Consider the following 14,191-nt stretch of genomic DNA (forward strand, 5'->3'; position numbering starts at 1 on the left):
GCCCTCCTGCGGTGGTGCAGTCGTACGTCAGGACGTTGACATGCGGCGGTCGATGACCGTGCGGAGTTTGCCGCTGGTCGGGGTGCGTTCGAAGGTGGCACCGGGGAGGGTTTCGACGGTGCAGGTCAGGAGGGCTTCCAGGCCCACGGCCGAGCCGAGTTCGGGGATGTGGGCCAGCAGCGCCGTGCGGGCCGTGTCCGGGTCGGGTGCGTAGTGGTCGTCGAGGCGGACGGTGAGGTGTTCACGGTCGGCGGTGCTGGTCAGGACGAGTTGCAACTCGCCGCGGTAGCCGAGGTGTTCCTCGGCGACCTGCGTGAAGCGGCGGTAGTTGAAGTGGTAGGTGCCCATGCGGAACACGTCGCCGTAGCGTCCGAGGAGTTCGATGCGCGGGGTGTGGCTGCCGCAGGGGCACACCCCGTCCACGGCCCGGCCCAGGTCGCCGATCTCGTAGCGCTCCAGGTGCTGACCTGTCCTGGTGCGGGTGGTGAAGACCAGCCTGCCGGGCTGTCCCACGGGTACCGGTCGGTCTTCCCGGGGGTCGAGGATCTCCAGGGTGTGCAGGTCGGTCAGGACGTGGTGCACCGTGCCCTGGGCCTGGGCGCACTGGTAGCCCAGCGGGCCGAGGTCGGTGCTGCCGTAGGTGGCGGAGCGGATGACCTCCACGCCGAAGGTGTCGGTGAGGATGCGGCGCTGTTCCGTGGTGAAGTGCTCGCCGCCGTAGTAGATCTTGCGGATGCCGCCGTAGGCGCGCAGCCGCTCGGACTGGCTGTGGAGCAGTTGCCACAGGTAGGACGGCATCCCGAAGAGGGTGTCCACGCGGTAGGTGACCAGGGCCTCGGCTATGGCCTCGTGGTCGGGCCTGGCTGCCATCGGGATCTGGGTGGCCCCCAGGCGTTCGAGGATGGAGAAGAAACTGATGAAGCTGCCGTACATCTCTCCGCAGAAGAAGAGGTTGGCGGCGCGGTCGTGGGCCGGGTCGAAGCCGGCCGCCAGCAGGCCGTGTGCCGCGGCGCGCATCTGGGTGTCGTAGTCCTCGCAGGTGAAGACGGACAGGGCGGGCGTGCCGGTGGTTCCTCCGCTGCGGAAGTACAGCTGGGCGTGTTCGGGGGCGAGGGAGCGCAGTTGGGCCTGGGCCGCCGCCTTGTCCATCAGCGGGCCGGCCGGGGTGGCGGGTGCTGCGGCCGGGGCGATCAGGTCGTCCAGGCACGGGACGGTGGTGAACGCGGTGCCGGTGGTCTGGACGTCGACGCGCCGGCTGTAGCGCTGGAGGGCGTAGACGCCGTCGTGCGGCTCGCCGTGGTAGCTGTCGAGCATGGCGCCGAGCGGGGTGATCCGCTGGACGCCCGCGGTGATCAGCGTACGGGAGAGGTGGGCGAGGTCGGCGTGGTTGCCGCCCACCGCCGCGGTCTGGAGGTAGCGGCGCATGGGCCGCAGGGTCGCGATGATCTCCCGGCGGGGCAGCGGCTTGATCCAGATGGTGCGGTGGAGGGGGGAGGCGGTGAGGGCGGGGCGGGTGTCGGCGAGGACCCGCCAGCTGCCGTCGTCCGCGGTGATGACCTTGGTCAGGCCGAGGTGCTGCTCGGCTCGGGCGACCAGTTCGGTGGTGGTGAGTTCGGCCTGTTCGGCCGCGGCGGTCAGGTCGGTTCCGCCGGGCCCGTCACTCTCCTCCGTCCCGTCGTCGGTCGCGCTCCGCGGGCCGGGGTTCTTCGCGGAGACCTCGGCCAGGACAGCGGCGAACTGCTCGGCGAAGGCGAAGAGTTCGCCCCGGGCGTCGGCATCGATGCCGGTGTGGCCGGTGTCGTTGTCGACGTCGAGGTCCAGGTAGACCACCTGCGGGCTGGAGCATGCCTGTTGCTCGGCTCGGCAGACATCGGTGGCGAGCGCGGTGAGGGCGGTGCGGTCCGTCCAGGTCTCGCGGGTCAGATAGCCGAACGAGATCTTGTGACCCCATTCGACGAGCCGGCACCCCGGCGGGATGAGGGCGGCGACTCCTTCCACCGCGGCCTCGCCGCCCCATACGGCCACGGCGTCGGCGGGTGCGCACATCGCCTGCATGAGGTCCTGGCGGCCGGAGGGGAAGCGCAGGGCAACGATCCGGCGGCCGATGGCGCCCGTCGGGTCGGCGGCGGCGAGTTCGGCGAGCAGGTGCTGGGGCAGTGCGGTGTCGCCGCTGCTGGTCTTGAGCACGTTGACGTTGCCCGCGAGCAGGCCCTCGACCACGCTCAGGGGGGCGACCCCGGCGGCGTTGCCGGGGGCGATGTGGACGAGCAGGCCGACCGGGGCCCATGCCTCGTAGATCGTCTCGCGTGCGTCGGGGCGGGTGAACCGTTCCGGGCGCAGTCCGCCGAGTTCGCGGCGGAGTTTGCGTTCCAGGGCCGGCCGGGCGAGGGCGTCGGCGAGTTCGGCGAGGAGGGCGGTGGCTTCGGCGCGGTCGGGGCCGTCCGCGCCGCCGGTCAGGTGGTCCATGAGGCGGGCGTGGACCTCGCCGTGCGGCTGGCGCAGGGCACGGCTGAGGGTGTCGCAGGCGGCCAGGACCGTTTCGGTGGAGAGCGGCTCGGCCAGGGTGCGTTCGACGAGGGCAGCCAGCCGGGCGAGGCGTTCGGCCGCTTCGGCGTCGTCGATGAACTCGCCCTGCCAGAAGTGAAGTTGGGTGGTCATGACATTCCCTTCAGGAGTTCGGCGGCGGCCACCGCACAGCTGCGGTTGCGGCTCACCCCGGCGCGGCCGTGGATGGTGAACCACGGAGTGGACAGCGCGCAGGCACAGGCGTCCCCGGGATGCAGGGAGGCCAGGTCGCCCATGACGACGCTGTGGGCCGGGACGGAGGTGATGTACGGGGAGACGAGGTGGAGGTAGCCGGGCCGGCCGTACGGCAGGGGCCGCAGGGTGCGGGTGTCCCGTACGGCGGCGCGGGACCAGACCGGGAGGTGCAGCCGGTGGTGGGTGCACTCGACGTACGGCACACAGTGTTCGACGGAGCCGTAGGTGTCCCGGATGCGGTCCGAGGGGATACCGAGCTGCTGGGTGACCTCGTCGTAGAAGTCCTCCTTGGCGATCTGCCGGTCGGCGTGGCCCTTCCAGCCGCCGCCGAGGACGACCAGGGAGCCCGGCGGGAGCTGGAGGGGCGGGACGCCGGTGGCGCGCATGCGCTCCAGGGTGAAGTGGAGGAACGCCGGGAAGCCGAGGATGCGGACCGGGCGGTCGTCCTCGGCGTAGCGGCGCAGGGCGTCGATACAGCCGTGCACGTCGAAGGCGTGGCCGTTTCCGGTGTGCCGCAGGGCGTGGGTGGTGTGGTGGGCCGGTGCGAAGTCGCACAGGTAGTTGTCGGTGAACGAGGTGCCCAGGCGGAGCTGCGGGGCGGGCTCGTAGCTGTAGAGGAGGTAGTTGACGGGCTGGTCGGGGGTGATCCAGCCGTAGTGGTCGAAGATCCGGGCGACCATGCGCTGTGCGGAGCGGATGGTCCACCGGTCGTAGAACATCTGCGACTTCTGGCCGGTGGTGCCGGAAGAGGTCAGGTGCAGGAAGACCTCGTCGCGGGGGATGGAGAGCACCTCGTGGCGCTTGAAGAAGTTGGCGTGGAGGAGCGGGGTGCGGGTGTGGGGGCCGACGGTGGGGGCCGGGGCCTCCGGGGGGTCGGCGAGGAGGGCGCGGAAGAGCGGGGAGCGCTCGGCGTGCCAGGCGTTGGCCTCGGCCATCGCGGCCTCGAACAGGGCGTCGGCGTCGGGGCCTGTGGTGTAGGGCGACGGGAGGTCGCAGAGGCGTTGGACGTGGGCCAGGGCGGTCGGGTCGGGGACCTCGACGGGGGCGAGATGCGGGTTCATCGGACAACCTCGTGCGGGGGCAGGTAGATCGACGTCCAGGCGGTCAGGTAGGCGCTCAGGTACGGCCGGACCAGCGGGCCGACGGCCGTGCTGCGGAAGTCGATCTGGCGGTCGGTGCGGGAGAGGACGACGTAGTCGTGGAAGCGGTCGCCGACCCGGCGCATGGCCGGGTAGCCGGCGCTGGGGACGAAGCCGGAGGACAGGAAGGCGTACAGCCCGGCGGTGTCGGAGAGCGGCAACAGCGTCTCGACGTAGTCGGCGCCGGCCCGGCCGAGCACGGTCATCAGCGAGTCGAGGGCACCGGTGGCGGCCCACGGGTGCGGGTGCACCGCGACCAGGGCACAGCTGCCGGCCGCGGGGTCGAGGTCCGCGTAGATCTCGAACTCGCCGTCCGGCGACGCCAGCACCGTGTTCGGGGTGCGCAGCGGCGAGTAGGCGCCCGCGGGGTCGGGGAAGAGTTCACGGAACCGGCGGCGGACGAAGCCGGGGGCGGTGATGACTTCCATGGGGGTCCGCGTACGGGGTCGGGGGCGGGTGCAACCCTCGGCACGGGGGACCGCGGGTGCGGTCAGCAGCGTGCCCGGGGGCGCCTCGGCCACCGCGGTGCCGCCGGTACCGCCGGTGCCGCCCAGGTGGGGCAGCGGGTGGTCGGTGTCGGGTACGGGCGCGGGAAGGGCGAGCGTCCCGGTGTACGGGATGCCGATGCTCTCCTCGGTCGCTCCCAGCAGCGGCAGCAGTGCCTGGGGCACGGCGGTGACCTGTTCACGGCGTTCGAGGACGCCCTCGGCGTAGCAGGCGAACAGGGCCAGGGTCTCGCAGCCGGACACGTCGGCGGCGTTGGGCAGCAGGCCCAGCGGCCGGTAGCCGTTGCGGGCGACGACGCGTTGCGGGGCCTGGGTGACCAGGCGGACGGTGGTGTGGATGGAGTCCAGGGCGCCGGTGGCGAGGGCGTCGGCGGTGACCGCGCCGGTCAGTCGGCCGGCCAGTCCGCCGCCCCGGTGGTCCGGGTGGACGGCCAGGCCGACGAGCTTGCCCAGGCGGTTGCCCGGATCGGTCTGTACGACCACGGAACCGGCCAGTTCACCGGTGTCCGCGCGGCGCGCGACGAGCCAGTGACTGTGCGGGTCGGTGATCAGCCGGTGCATCTCGGTGGGGTCGCTGCCCAGGGCGACCGGATAGCCGTGGCCGTACACCTCGAAGTACAACTGCCGGAGTTCGGCGATGTCCTGGGGCGCGGCGGGGCGGAGGGTGGTGGTCATCGGGCCTTCTCCAGGGGCGGGTTGCCGGCGGCCGGCGCCATGGCCGGGGCGGCGTCGGAGGCGGCCGGGCCGGTCTCGTCGGCGGCGCCGGCCGGTGCGTCCGGGTGGCGTCCGGTCCACCACAGCGCCACGGCGAGCGGTACCAGCCCGACGGCCTGGAGGACGCACAGGACGCGCGGCGAGAGGTGGTCGCCGAGGGCGCCGAAGAGCAGCGAGGACAGCGGGAAGGTGGCGCCGAGCAGCGCCTGCATCATGGCGAAGAAGCCCGGCTTGTCCGCGGCCGGGACCAGTCGCTGGAAGAGCGCGACGAACCGCACACCGATGGTCCCCACGCACCAGCCCGCGACGATCAGCGCGCCGACGATCGCGGCCCGGTCCGTGAGCAGGCCCGGCGTCGCGAGGGCCGCGGCCATCAGTGCCAGGCAGGAGCCGCCGACGGCCGTGGGCGAGCCCGGTACCCGGGCGCCGGTGAAGGACCCGAGGAGCGTGCCGATGCCCAGGGCCGTCTCCAGCGCGGCGGCCGTGGAGCCGTCCGCGTGCAGCACCGACCGCGTGTAGAGGGGCATGACGACGTAGAGGGCGGTGCTGAAGAGGTTCACCGTGGCGAAGCAGAGCAGTACCCGCCGGATGAAGGGGTGGTCGGCGAGGATCTGACGCAGCGTCCGCCGGGGCGGGGCGGCACCGGACGCTGCCGCGGCGTCGTCGCCCGCCGCCGCGGCGCCACGGGGGAAGCGGGTGACGGACACCAGCAGGGCGGCGACGAGGTACGCGCCGGCGCATCCGGCGACGATGCCCGTCAGGTCCCAGGCATCCACCACCAGCGGTCCGAGCAGTCCGCCGGCCAGGCCGGCGAGGGACTGGGTGGCGAGTTCGAAGCCGGTCGCGGCCTCGATGTCGGCGTCGTCGACGAGTTCGGGGACGGAGGTGGTCAGGCAGGGGTCGAAGAGTGCCTGGCAGCCGGCGAGCAGCAGCGCGGCCGCGTAGGCCACGACGGCGGGCGGCGAGGCCAGCGAGGTCCATCCGGCGGTGACGGCGGCGACCAGACCCGCCGCGGCGGCCGTGGACGCCAACACCGTGCGGTGCGAGCAGCGGGTGATGACGGTGGCCACCAGCGGGGCGAGCGCCACGGCGGGCAGGGTGCTGACCGCGAGGAAGATCCCCGAGGCGAGGCCGCGGCCGCCGTCGTCCTCGCCGCCGAGGGCGTGGGCGACCAGCCACCACACCACGCCCACCTGGAACATCCGGCCCGCCGCCTGGGTGAGCACCTGGGCGGCCCAGACGGCGCCGAAGGCCGGGTTGCGCAGGACGACGGGGAGACGGCGCGGGGCCGAGGTCACGGTCATGAGTGCGGCCGTTCGTCGATGACGCGCAGCAGCTTGCCGGTGCGCGGGTTGACGGTCAGTTCGTCGTGCCGGACCCACTCCACGCGGAGCGGGTGGATGCGTCCGGCCTCGACCTCCGCGGCGTACATCGGCCGGGCCGCGTCGATCTCCTTGGCGATGGCGGACGCGAGGTGCCCGAGCCCGCTCGTATCCACGTCGTCGACGTCGGCGGCGACCGGCTCCCAGCCGGTGGGCGGCTGCCCGTCCGCCGGGTCCCCGGCCACGGCCAGTCGCAGTACCAGCCCGTCCCGGCCGTCCCAGCGGCGGACGACGAGCTGCACACCGATCACCCGGCCGGTCGGGTCGGCGGCCCGCACCAGGTCGTGCACGTCCTGGGTGTAGAGCGACACCGGGCCTATCCGCACGCCTTCTTCGGCGCGGCCGAGGATGCGGAAGTGCCCCTGTGTCACATCGGTCCACTCGGCCCGGTCGCCGACGGGGTAGCGGATGATCGGCATCAGCCGGCGGCGCAGGTCCGTGACGACGACCCGGCCCGCGACGCCCTCGCGGGTCAGCGGCTCACCGGTGTGCTCGTCGAGGATCTCGACGACGGTGTAGGGGGTGAACGCGCGGTGGACGCGAGGGTCGGCGCCCGGTACGGCCTGGCCGAGGAGCCCGGAGTCGACACCGGCGTAGCCGATGGAGCGGGCCTGTGCCTGCGGGAACGCCTTGCGCAACAGAGGCCGCTGGTCCTCGAAGAGCCCCTCGCCGCCGAAGAACAGGATCTGCACGCCGGGGAGTTGACGACCCTCGCGCACGAGATGGTCCGCGAGACCGCAGAGCGTCGTGGTGGTGCCGGCGACCACGTCGACGTCGAACTCCTCCAGGGTGTGCACGGTCGAGGCGAGCGGCGCGCCGCCGCCGATGGGCAGCCGGACGTTGCCGACGGGTGCCCGGTGGAGGGAGTCCAGGACGAAGGTGAAGCTGGCATAGAGTTCGCCGGCGTAGAAGAGGTCCGCGACCCGGTGTCCGGGGCGGAGCCCGGCGGCGACGAGTCCGCTGCCGAAAGCCGAGGTGAATTCCCGCCATTCCTCGCGGGTATAGACGGAGAACTTCGGTGCGCCGGTCGTGCCGCCGCTCTTGAAAACCACCGCCTCGTCGAGCGGCCCGGTCAAAAGGCTGTTCTGGCGCGGAGTGTTGGCTCGCCAGAATGCGTCGTGCGGGACGACCGGCAAGGCCGTCAGCTCGTCCACGTGATCGGGAAGACCGGCGTAGAGGTCCCGATAGAAGGGTGAGTTGTGACGCACGAAGCGTATGAGGTCCGTCAATTGTTGAACGGGCATTGTTTTCCTGTTTTTCGGCACTCTGAAGGACCGGTACCGCGGGGTGTGCGGCACCAGTTCTCGGTGTAGGGGTCAACAGCGGTGGACTCGGGGAAAACCCGGTCAGGGCCGTTCCCGAGGACGTCATCGCGCTGGGCACTTCGATCGGTGATGGTATGTCATGAACGAAGCGCCGGGTTACCAGCCTAGCGTCCGCAAAGACCATTTTTGGCCATCGCCGACACACTCGATGGCCTGCACACCCAACGGGTTCCTTTTACTTGTGGTGACGTACCTCACCACTCGGATTTCCCGCACGGAACGAGACACGTTTACGCGACTTCTCCGGCCTCCTCGCTCCGCCTTCTCTCCGCCCTTCTCTCCGTCTTCGCTCCGCCCGCTTCGAAGTCTTCGCGCAGCGCCGAAATCGGCGGGCCGGGCGGCGCTCCCCTGGCCGGATATCCTCGCCCCATGACGATGCACAAGACCCCCGGCGCGAGCGTCGAAGCGATGCTCGACGACCTCAGGACGCTCGTGGAAGTCGAGTCCCCCTCGCGCGATGTGGACGCCCTGACGGCATCCGCCAAGGCCGTCGCCGGTGTCATCGAGAACCGCCTCGGCGGGCGGGCCGAATTGATCGACAGCGAGGCCGGGCCGCACGTCCGCTGGTCGGGCGGCGGCGCTCCCCGGGTGCTGATCCTCGGTCACCACGACACGGTGTTCCCGCTCGGCACCCTTGCCCGCCGTCCGTTCAGGGTGGCCGACGGCCGGGCGACCGGCCCCGGGGTCTTCGACATGCTCGGCGGACTGGTTCAGGCCATTCACGGTCTGGCGTCACTCCAGGACCGGTCGGGCGTCGAGATCCTGGTGACCGCCGACGAGGAGGTGGGCTCCCGCTCCTCCCGGGCCCTCATCGAGGAACGCGCCCGTGCGTGCGGCGCGGTGCTGGTGTTCGAGGGCGCCGCGGACGGCGGAGGGCTCAAGACCGGCCGCAAGGGCTGCGGCACGTTCGTGGTCTCCGTCGCGGGTCGGGCCTCGCACGCCGGCCTGGAGCCCGCGGCCGGCATCAACGCGCTGGTCGAGGCGGCACACCAGGTGCTGGACATCGCCGCACTGGGGCGGCCGGAGATCGGCACGACGGTCACGCCGACCGTCGCGTCCGCGGGCACCCTGGACAATGTCGTGCCCGCCGAGGCCACCGTCGTCGTCGACGTCCGGGTCGAGTCGGCCGACGAGAAGGAACGCATCGAGGCCGCCTTCGCGGCACTGACTCCGCATCTCGACGGGGCGCGGATCACGGTGGAGGGAGCCGTCGGCCGCCCGCCGATGCCCGAGTCGGCGTCGACCGAGCTGTTCGCCATGGCGCGGCGACTGCTGCCCGGCGTCGAGGGCAAGGCGGTCGGCGGTGGCAGCGACGGCAACTTCACGGCCGCACTGGGCGTGCCCACGCTCGACGGCCTGGGGGTGGTCGGCGGCGGCGCCCACGCCGACCACGAGTACCTGCTCGTCGACACCATGGCCGAGCGGGCGGGCCTGGTCGCCGGACTGGTGGACGCGATCCGCAACGCGTAAAACGCACCAGGGGCCGGGCCGGCCAGGGCGGGGCGGGTCGGGGTGGTCAGATGTCACCCTGTACGAGCGCGTGCAGATGCTCGTCGTGCCAGCCGTCGGCGTGCAACAGGGCGCTGCGCATGGTGCCTTCGAGGGAGAAGCCGACCTTGGCCGCGACCCGGCAGGACGCCGGATTGGCCACCGAGTGGCACAGGCGCAGCCGATGCAGCCCCAGGTCGTCGAGTGCCCATCGGCTCACGCGCCGGGTGGCCTCGACGACGACCCCGCCACCGCGGGCCGCGGGCAGGATCCAGTAGAGGATCTCGGCGCTGCCGCCCGCGAGATCGATGTCGCCCCAGCCGATGAGTCCCACGGCCTCGCCGCCAGACCGGGCGATCGCCCAGATCGCGCTCCGTTCGGCCTGCCACCGGCGGTGCATGCCCTCGATGCGCTGGTGAGCCTCTTCGATCGTCGCCACCAGCAGGCGGTTCCAGTGGCGAATCGCCGGGTCCTGGGCGGCAGTCAGCAGGACATCGGCGTCAGAGCGGCGCCAGGGGCGCAGTTCCCCTCCGCCGGGCAGGTCGAGCACCGGCTGGGCGTTCCGTGCCATGCGGCCTGCGGGCACGACGGCCGGTACGGCGCCTGGCACGGTGACCGGCGCGGTGACTGACGCAGTGACCGGCACGGCGGCTTGTTGGGACGAGCTGGAAGTCATCCTGGAAGTCATCGCGGCATCCTGCCACAGCCCGCTTCGACGGCACCGCGTCATCTCCCCTTCAGGGGCATCAAGTTGGCGTTCGAGTTGGCGTGAACCGTCACCGGCCCGCAGCCTCGCCTGGACACCATCTGGCCGACCGGCTAAATTTTTGGCCATGCGGTCAGAAATTGCGCCAGGCGGCCGGCACGGCGGCGGCGCACAGCAGACATCGGAGCCCGAGCGCTCGCTCATCGAGAAGGCCCGTCGGGCCCAGATCATCGAAGCCGCCATCGAGGTCATCGCGGAACGGGGGTTCGCGAAGGCTTCGATGGCCCAGATCGCCGAGCGGGCGGGCATCAGCAAGGGCGTGATCTCGTATCACTTCGCCGGCAAGAACGAGTTGATCGAGCGGGCCGTCGAGCAGGTCTATGACGCGCTCGGCACCTTCATCGCGTCCCGCCTCGCGGGACAGACCGGCACGGACGTCTGGTTGCGTGTCTACATCGGGTCGCTCGCGGAGTACATGGCCGACCACCGAACCCAACTCACCGCGCTCGGCGAGATCTTCACACACGTCCGCACCGAGGACGGCGTCCTCCGCTACGGCGTCGCCTCCAGCGAGCCGATCTACACCCACGCCGAGGGCGTCTTCCGCGCGGGCCAGGAGAGCGGCGAACTCCGTCCGTTCGACGTGCGGGTGATGGCCGTCAGCCTCCAGGCCGCGATCGACGGCATGTTCGCGTACTGGAGCATCCACCCCGAGCACGACCTCATGGCACACGCCCGTGAGATCACCGATCTCTTCTGGCAGGCCACCCGGGCCGACCAGCGCACCGATTCCTGAACCACACCGAAATCAACTGAAAACGGCGGAACTTCCATGGCACACGACCCCGGGCGCACGACCGCGCCCGCCGGCACCGCCGGATCCAGGCGCCCACGCCTGTACTACGTCGACAACCTGCGCATCACCCTGACGGTACTGGTGGTGCTGCACCACACGGCCGTCACCTACGGCGACATCCCGCTCTGGTACTACACCGAGCCCGCCAAGGGCGGCAGCGGCCTGCTCCTGGACGCCTTCGTCATGATCAACCAGGCGTTCTTCATGGGCTTCTTCTTCATGATCGCCGGCTACTTCACGCCGCCGTCCTACGACCGCAAGGGCCCGGGACCGTTCCTCCGGGACCGCCTGAAGCGACTGGGCATCCCCCTGCTCGCCTTCCTGCTCTTCCTCCGGCCCCTCGCCGGCATCGACACCTACCTCCAGCTCAAGTCGACCCTGGCGGACCGCGGCCAGGCACTCCCCTACTGGTTCTACTACCTGGTGAGTTGGGACCCTGGACCGCTGTGGTTCGTGGAAGTGCTGCTGGCGTTCGCCCTGGTCTACGCCCTCGTCCGGCGTCGGGCCGCGCGCCGCGCGACGGCCGCAGCCGGCGAGGCGGCTCCTGTCCTGCCGACACCGCGGCCGCTGCGACCGCGCACCATCGTCGTCTTCACCGGCTGCCTGGCCCTCGCCACCTACGTATGGCGCGTCTTCGTCCCGAGCGATGTGTACGTTCCGGTGCTCGGGCTGCCCACCGCCAGCTTCCTGCCGCAGTACGCGAGCTTCTTCGTGCTGGGCGTCCTCGCACACCGCCGCGGCTGGGCACAGTCCCTCTCCCGCCGGACGGGGCGGATGGGCTTCGTGGTCGCGGGCGTCGTGACGCTGGCCTACCTGCCGATCCTGACCACGGCGGCGAGCGGGACGATCGACGGAAACGGCACCTGGCAGTCCCTGGCCGCGGCCGTCTGGGAGTCGACGTTCGCGATGAGCATCGTCGTGGGCCTGACCGTGCTCTTCCGCGAGCGCTTCAACCACCAGGGCAGGAAGGCCGCGTTCCTCTCCCGGCACGCCTTCGCGGTCTACCTCCTGCACGCGCCGGTGCTGGTCGGGCTGGGCCTGGCCTTCCGTTGGCTGCACGCCCCGGCCGTCGTCAAGTTCACCCTCGTCGGCGCGCTGGCCCTGCCACTGTGCTGGGCCGTGGCCTACGCCGTACGCCGCCTGCCGCGCGCCGACCGGGTGCTGTAGGGACAACGACGGGAGGCGGCTGCGGGAGGGCCTTGGCCCAACTCGCGCCGCCGCACCGGACATGCGACATGCCACCGCGACTCCGACACAGACCGGCACGACCGCCGCGAGCACGGGGCCGCCGGTGGCGACCGCGCGCCGGAGCACCGGCGCGGCGGCGTATCCGGTGCCGGCCTCGGCGGCGGCCCACAGCGGAGCGGCCAGGGCACTGTAGGGAGCGATGAGGCGATAGGGCAGGCCGGTGGCACCGACGAGATACGGCATCAGGGTGCGGACCACGGGGACGAAGCGGGCCATCCGGTGCGGTGGGCCAGGAAGTCGCCCGCCACCACGGCGCCGGCGGCGGTCGCGATGACGAGCGGGAGGCTCAACTGGCCGGCGCGAGCCAGTGCACCGGCGCTGAGAAGCAGCGTGAGGGTGGGGACGAAAGCGCCGATGAGCAGCACCGACTCGGCCAGGACTGCCGCGGCCAGTACGACGTAGGCGGCGTTCGGCTCGCGCGGAGCGCTCGTCGGGCCGCCGTGGCGTCGGCGGGCCGGGGTACGTCATGCTGGGCGCGTCAGGTCCAGGCATGGGGTGAAGGCTCCAGAGCGGGGGTTCGATGGTTCCGGGAACGGTGGCGCAGCTGACGATCCTGCTGGTGCTCGTCCTGCCCGGTGTGTTCTACCAGGCCGTGCGGGAGCGGCTGCGGGGCAGCCTGGCCGCCGAACAGGAACCGCAGAACCGCCTGGTGCGTGCCATCGCCGCGGGTGCGCTGCTGGACGCCGGGTATGCCGTGGTGGCCGGGCCGTGGCTCGTCGACCTGCTGGCCGGGGGCGGGCACGGGCCGCTCGCCGGGGTGCTGCGGCATCCCCAACGGGCGGGCGCGGCAGCGCTGTTGCTGGTTGTCGCGGTGCCGTCTGCCGCCGCCTGGGCGGAGCACGCCTGGCGCCGGCGGCGCGCGTCCGCGCGGTACGAGCCCACGCCGACGGCCTGGGACGCCCTCTTCCGCGACCGCGGATCCTGTTTCGTGCGGGTGCGGCTCAAGAGCGGGCTGTGGGTGGGTGGTTGGCTCGGCTCGCGGTCGGCGGTCTCGGCATATCCGCAGCCGGCCGACCTCTATCTGCAGGCGCAGTACCGCATGGGGCCGGACGGCAGGTTCCTGGGGCGCGTTCGCGGCACGGCGGGGGTGTATGTGCGGGCGGCCGAGGTGGACGTCCTGGAAGTCCTGCTGCCACCGGCGGCAGCGGGCGCGACGGAAGGAGAGGGCGATGACGGACCGGAGCGGGGCGGAGGAGGAACTGGAGGACCTGGTCGGGGAGTTCTCGAACCGCAGGACCTACCGGCCCACGGACGACCTGACGGAGCCCGACGAGATGCCGCAGGGACCGTCGGGGACGGCGGGGGATGAGGCCGACGGCGAGGGGTGAGACCGCGTCGGGTCCGGGCCCGGGCGGCGCGGACCCGGAGGCGTCCTATGGGGTGCCGTGGGGCCCGTCCGACGGGCGGGTGTGGGTCTGGGATGCCCCGCTTCGGGTGAGGCGCCAGACCTGCTCCTCGCCGGTTTCGGCCGGGGCGAGGCGCTCGGCGGGGCGGCGGCAGCGGACGGTGAAACCGAGGCGGGCCGGGATGGCGCCGCTGGCGTGGTTGGCCGGGTCGTGGACGATCTCGACCCACTCGACACCGGGCAGCCGGAACGCCTCCGTGGCCAGGGCGCGGGCCGTCCGCGTCGCCACCCCGCGGCCGGTGGCGGCGGGGTGCAGCCAGTAGCCGATCTCACGGCCGTCGGACGGGGTGTCGTCGCTCCGGAACAACCCGCAGGAGCCGACGATCGCCCCGTTCAGCACGATCGCGTAACTGAAGACCTTGCCGTCGTCCCAGAGTTGGGCGCGGCTCCCGAGGAACTCGATGGTTCTGGACGGGCTGCGGTCCGAGGCCCAGGGCGCCCAGGGGCGCAGGTGGTCCCGCGACTCCTCGATGACCCGGAGGAACTCCGGGAGGTCCGCCTCGGCGTCGAAGCGCCGCAGCGTCAGGTCGCCGCCCAGGTCGATCACGGGTGAAGGAACGGGTGAAGGAAGGGGTGTCTTCGGGTGCATGTCCGGAGGATGGTCGGCGGCGGCCTTCGTCGGCAACAGGGTTTCGCCCGGCCGCTCGCTCTCGGCCGTCTGT

Annotated in this window: 12 protein-coding genes; 4 read left to right on the forward strand and 8 right to left on the reverse strand. The window is 72.0% G+C overall.

Translation table 11 applies throughout. The annotated features are described in order from the left end of the window. Nucleotides 1–27: 27 nt before the first annotated feature. From ACRAS8_RS01710 to ACRAS8_RS01730, 5 genes are read right to left on the reverse strand one after another with little or no spacing between them, the layout of a single operon-like run. Nucleotides 28–2,658 carry an acyl-CoA reductase gene (locus tag ACRAS8_RS01710; protein WP_438483945.1) on the reverse strand — a complete coding sequence of 877 codons (2,631 nt, stop codon included), beginning with the start codon at nucleotides 2,656–2,658 and terminating at the stop codon, nucleotides 28–30. Next, a complete protein-coding gene (locus ACRAS8_RS01715) occupies nucleotides 2,655–3,821 on the reverse strand; it encodes an acyl-protein synthase (protein ID WP_438483946.1) in 1,167 nt (388 codons plus the stop codon). The genes ACRAS8_RS01710 and ACRAS8_RS01715 overlap by 4 nt, the downstream gene beginning before the upstream one ends. Next, nucleotides 3,818–5,080, reverse strand: a complete 1,263-nt coding sequence (locus tag ACRAS8_RS01720) for a GNAT family N-acetyltransferase (RefSeq protein ID WP_438483947.1) — start codon at nucleotides 5,078–5,080, stop codon at nucleotides 3,818–3,820. The genes ACRAS8_RS01715 and ACRAS8_RS01720 overlap by 4 nt, the downstream gene beginning before the upstream one ends. Next, nucleotides 5,077–6,423, reverse strand: a complete 1,347-nt coding sequence (locus tag ACRAS8_RS01725; protein WP_438483948.1) for an MFS transporter — start codon at nucleotides 6,421–6,423, stop codon at nucleotides 5,077–5,079. The genes ACRAS8_RS01720 and ACRAS8_RS01725 overlap by 4 nt, the downstream gene beginning before the upstream one ends. After that, nucleotides 6,420–7,745, reverse strand: a complete 1,326-nt coding sequence (locus tag ACRAS8_RS01730; protein ID WP_438483949.1) for a phenylacetate--CoA ligase family protein — start codon at nucleotides 7,743–7,745, stop codon at nucleotides 6,420–6,422. The genes ACRAS8_RS01725 and ACRAS8_RS01730 overlap by 4 nt, the downstream gene beginning before the upstream one ends. Before the next feature lie 450 nt (nucleotides 7,746–8,195). Here ACRAS8_RS01730 and ACRAS8_RS01735 point away from each other — a divergent pair, with 450 nt between their 5' ends. Further along, nucleotides 8,196–9,296: a M20 family metallopeptidase gene (locus tag ACRAS8_RS01735; RefSeq protein WP_438483950.1), complete on the forward strand. Its 1,101-nt coding sequence runs from the start codon at nucleotides 8,196–8,198 to the stop codon at nucleotides 9,294–9,296. A 46-nt stretch (nucleotides 9,297–9,342) separates the two neighbouring features. Here the strand turns inward: ACRAS8_RS01735 and ACRAS8_RS01740 are convergent, their stop codons facing one another. Beyond that, a complete protein-coding gene (locus ACRAS8_RS01740; protein WP_438483951.1) occupies nucleotides 9,343–9,885 on the reverse strand; it encodes a GNAT family N-acetyltransferase in 543 nt (180 codons plus the stop codon). A gap of 262 nt (nucleotides 9,886–10,147) precedes the next feature. Here ACRAS8_RS01740 and ACRAS8_RS01745 point away from each other — a divergent pair, with 262 nt between their 5' ends. Together ACRAS8_RS01745 and ACRAS8_RS01750 are read left to right on the forward strand one after the other, a co-directional pair. Further along, entirely contained in the window at nucleotides 10,148–10,816 is a 669-nt protein-coding gene (locus ACRAS8_RS01745) for a TetR/AcrR family transcriptional regulator (protein ID WP_438483952.1), read from the forward strand. A 36-nt stretch (nucleotides 10,817–10,852) separates the two neighbouring features. Further along, on the forward strand, nucleotides 10,853–12,043 hold the full coding sequence (locus ACRAS8_RS01750) for an acyltransferase family protein (RefSeq protein ID WP_438483953.1): 1,191 nt from the start codon (nucleotides 10,853–10,855) through the stop codon (nucleotides 12,041–12,043). Between the two features lie 263 nt (nucleotides 12,044–12,306). Here ACRAS8_RS01750 and ACRAS8_RS01755 read toward each other — a convergent pair whose 3' ends face one another. Further along, on the reverse strand, nucleotides 12,307–12,489 hold the full coding sequence (locus ACRAS8_RS01755; RefSeq protein ID WP_438483954.1) for a hypothetical protein: 183 nt from the start codon (nucleotides 12,487–12,489) through the stop codon (nucleotides 12,307–12,309). Nucleotides 12,490–12,644: 155 nt separating this feature from the next. Between ACRAS8_RS01755 and ACRAS8_RS01760 the strand changes: the two genes are divergently transcribed. Then, the gene (locus ACRAS8_RS01760) at nucleotides 12,645–13,433 is read left to right on the forward strand and encodes a DUF6338 family protein (RefSeq protein WP_438483955.1); all 789 of its coding nucleotides are present in this window, start codon (nucleotides 12,645–12,647) and stop codon (nucleotides 13,431–13,433) included. A gap of 64 nt (nucleotides 13,434–13,497) precedes the next feature. Here the strand turns inward: ACRAS8_RS01760 and ACRAS8_RS01765 are convergent, their stop codons facing one another. After that, nucleotides 13,498–14,118: a GNAT family N-acetyltransferase gene (locus ACRAS8_RS01765; protein WP_438483956.1), complete on the reverse strand. Its 621-nt coding sequence runs from the start codon at nucleotides 14,116–14,118 to the stop codon at nucleotides 13,498–13,500. Between the last annotated feature and the right edge of the window lie 73 nt (nucleotides 14,119–14,191).

The sequence above is a fragment of the Streptomyces sp. S186 genome (genome assembly GCF_051603415.1).
Classification (GTDB): Bacteria; Actinomycetota; Actinomycetes; order Streptomycetales; family Streptomycetaceae; genus Streptomyces.